Source organism: Streptomyces sp. NPDC087787, assembly GCF_044743035.1.
Classification (GTDB): domain Bacteria; phylum Actinomycetota; class Actinomycetes; order Streptomycetales; family Streptomycetaceae; genus Streptomyces.
Genome location: NZ_JBIUVQ010000056.1, coordinates 1 through 3,691, shown reverse-complemented (window position 1 = coordinate 3,691; position 3,691 = coordinate 1). Strand labels below are relative to the sequence as shown.

Sequence of the window (3,691 nt, the reverse complement as noted above, 5' to 3'; positions counted from 1 at the left end):
CCTGCCTTGAGTACGGCGAGTTGGGCCACGACCATGTCGACCGAGCGGGGCAGGACGAGTGCGACCAGGCGCTCGGGGCCGACTCCGGCGTCGATGAGGACGCGGGCGAGCCGGTTGGCGCGTTCGTCCGTGTCCCGGTAGGACAGGGACTCCTCGCCGTGCACCAGTGCCACCGCGTCCGGATTGCGCTCCACGGTCGTGTCGAGCAACTCCGGGAACGTCACCGGTACCACATCGTCACGCGCCGTGTCGTTCCACTCCACCAGCACCCGACGCCGTTCCTCGGGGGACAGCAGCTCGGCGTCGCCGACGGCCCGGTCCGGGTCGGCCGCGAACTGGCCGATCAGCCCGACCAGCCAGTCCATCCAGCGCACCATCTCGGCGCGCTCGAACAGCTCGCCTCGGTACTCGAACTTCAGCAGTAGTTCGCGGGTCGGAACGGCGATCAGGGAGATCGGGTAGTGGTTCGCGTCCCGAGCCTCAAGACCGGTGATCCGCTGGCCCTCGGTGGGCCTGCCGAGCGTTCCGGTGTCCATCGGGTAGTTCTCGGTGACGGTGAGGGTGTCGAAGAGCTGGTCGACGCCCTGGGCGCGCAGGATGTCCGGCAGGCCGAGATACTGGTGGCCCATCAGCTCGGTCTGCCGGCTCTGGAGACCGTTCAGCAGCTCCGCCCACGACTCGTCGGGCCGCACCCGGACGCGTACCGGCAGCGTGTTGATGAACAGGCCGACCATGTTCTCCACGCCGTCGATCTCCGGCGGGCGGCCCGAGACCGTACCGCCGAAGACGACGTCGTCGCGTCCCGTCAGCCGTCCCAGCAGAACACCCCAGGCCGCCTGGACGACGGTGTTGAGGGTGACACCGCAGCGCCGGGCCGCCGCGTTCAGCGCGGTGGTCAGCTCCTCGGGCACGCGGAACAGCAGCTCGTCCGGCACGGTCGCCCGGCGGCCGGAGTCCTCCGGCGCGATGAGCGTCGGTTCGCTGACGCCTTCGAGCACCCGCCGCCACGCGGCGAGCGCGGTCCCGCGGTCCTGCCGGCCCAGCCAGGACAGGTACTCGCGGTAGGGGGTGGGCGCGGGAAGGTTCCCGCCCGCGTAGAGCACGAACAGATCGCGCATCACCAGCGGAGCGGACCAGCCGTCCAGCAGGATGTGATGGGTGGTGAGTACGAATCGGCAGCGATTCTCACCCAGTTGGACGAGGGTGAACCGGAACAGCGGCGGCCGTTCCACCTCGAACCGGTCCACGCGGTCGGCGGCCATGAACGCGGCCAGCTCGGCGTCCCGCTCCTCGGGCGCGAGGCCGCTGAAGTCCACCTCCCGCCACGGGAGTTCCACCCCGCGCCGCACCACCTGCACGGGCCGGTCCAGGCCCTGCTGCCGGAACGCGGCCCGCAGGTTGGCGTGCCGTTGCAGCAGCCCGGCCGCGGCCTCCCGGAGCCTGGGGGCGTCCAGGCCGCCCTCGACGTCCACGGCGATCTGGATGTTGTAGACGTCGGGGGAGTGCTCGTCGAACTGGGCGTGGAAGAGCAGGCCCTCCTGCAACGGCGTGAGGGGCAGCACGTCCTCGAGCTGCTCCGGGTCGGCCGCCTCCACCATGTCGATCTGGGCCTGGGTCAGCGGCACCAGCGGAAGGTCGGAGGGGCTGTGACCACCGGCCGAGGGGCGCGCCACATGCGCGACCAGCGCGCCGAGCGCCTCGAACCAGGTATCGGCGAGCTCCCGCACCTCCTCCTCGGTGAACAACGCGTCCGCCCAGGACCAGACGGCGACCAGCCGCGGCCCGTCGGCGCGGTCCTGGGTCTGCGCGTTCAGGTCGATGCTGTGGCTCAGCGGTACGTCGGTGTCGCCGCCGCCGCCGAGCCCGCCGGACTCCGGGGCCGGACTCCACTCCTGCGGCGTGGCTTGCGTCTCCTCCTCGGCGATGGCGAACCGGCCCAGGTAGTTGAAGCCGATCTGCGGCTTGGGCAGGCCCGAGAGCATCATGCTGGTCTGCGGGTTGAGGTAGCGCAGCAGGCCGTACCCGATGCCGTTCTCCGGCAGCCTGCGCAGCTGCTCCTTGACCTCCTTCAGGGCCCGGCCGGCCGAGGGGCCTCCGGCGCAGAACTCACCCCAGTCGAGCGGGCCCGGGTCGACCCGGACCGGGAAGAGGCTGGTCAGCCAGCCGACGGTGCGGTGCAGGTCGACACCGTCGACGATCTCCTCGCGCCCGTGGCCCTCCAGGTCGATCAGCACGCCCGTGTGGTCGCCCCGGCCGCGGGTCTGCCGCCACCGTGCCACGGCCGCGCCGAACGCGGTGAGCAGGACGTCGTTGACCCGGGCGTGGAAGGCGGCGGGCACGGTGGTGAGCAGCGCGTTGGTCAGGTCGGTGGGCAGGACCAGCGACATGGTGCGCGCGGTCGCGGTGATGTCCCGTCGGGGGTCGAGCGGTTCGGGGGTCAGCAGTGGGTCGGACGCGCCGAGCACGTCCAGCCAGGTCTCCAGCTCCCCGACCCGTTCGGCGTCCTGCGCGGCCTCCGTCAGCCGCTGCGCCCAGGTGCGCAACGAGGTGCCCACCGGCGCCAGTTCCGGCGTCCTGCCCGCCGCCACCTCGGCCCAGGCCTGGGCCAGATCGGGCAGCAGGATCCGCCAGGAGACGCCGTCCACGACCAGATGGTGCACGACCAGGAGCAGCCGGCCGGGAGCGGAGGGACCCGCGTCGAACCACACCGCCTGCACCATCGCGCCGGTCTCGGGGTCGAGCCGGTCCCAGGCCGCCTGGACGTGCTCACCGATCCGGGCGTTGGTCACCTCCCGGCCCAGCCCGGCGATGTCGACCCGGCGGACGCAGTCGGCGGCGCGCAGTTCGCCGCGGGGCGGTATGTCCAGGTTCCAGATCAGCCCGCCGGTGCGGCGCAGCCGCATCCGCAGCGCGTCATGGTGGTCGAGCACCGCCTGGAGGGCGGCTTCCAGGCGCTTCAGGCCGAGTTCGGCCGGGACGACGACCATCATGGTCTGGTTGAAGCGCCGGATCGGGCCGCCGCGCTCGCGCATCCAGTGGATGATCGGCAGCAGCGGCACCGAGCCGACGCCGTCGGTGTCCGCGCGGCTCACGGCGGACGTCCCGGCACCTCCGGCGGCAGCCGCGAGGCGGGCGACCGTCTTGTGCTCGAACACGTCCCGGGCGGTGAACTCCACGCCTGCCGCCCGCGCCCGGCTGACCAGCTTGATGGAGACGATGCTGTCGCCGCCGAGGTCGAAGAAGCTGTCGTCGATCCCCACCTCGGACAGCCCGAGCACCTCGGCGAACAGCCCGCACAGGATCCTCTCGGTCTCGTCGCGTGGCTCCCGGCTGCCCCGGGACGAGGTGAACTCGGCCGCGGGCAGGGCCTTGCGGTCGAGCTTGCCGTGCGGGGTGAGCGGCAGCGCGTCGAGCACGACGAACGCGGCGGGCATCATGTAGTCGGGCAGGCCGGCGCTCACCCGCTCCCGCAGCCGTGCGGTGTCGATCTCGGAGCCGGCGGCGGGCACGAGGTAGGCGACGAGCTGCTTGCGGTGCTCTTCGTCCTCCCGCGCGTTCACCACCGCCTGGGCGACGGCGGGGTCCTCGGCGAGCAGGGTCTCGATCTCTCCGAGTTCGATGCGGAAGCCGCGGATCTTGACCTGTTCGTCGGCGCGTCCGACGAACTCCAGGGTGCCGTCCGAGGTCCACC

The 3,691-nt window shown here is 72.1% G+C and carries 1 protein-coding gene; it reads right to left on the bottom strand.

Annotation, left to right across the window (positions count from 1 at the left end):
- Positions 1 to 3,691, bottom strand: a 3,691-nt coding sequence (locus ACIOWN_RS34405; protein ID WP_401984466.1) for a condensation domain-containing protein, incomplete at both ends; no start/stop codon positions are given.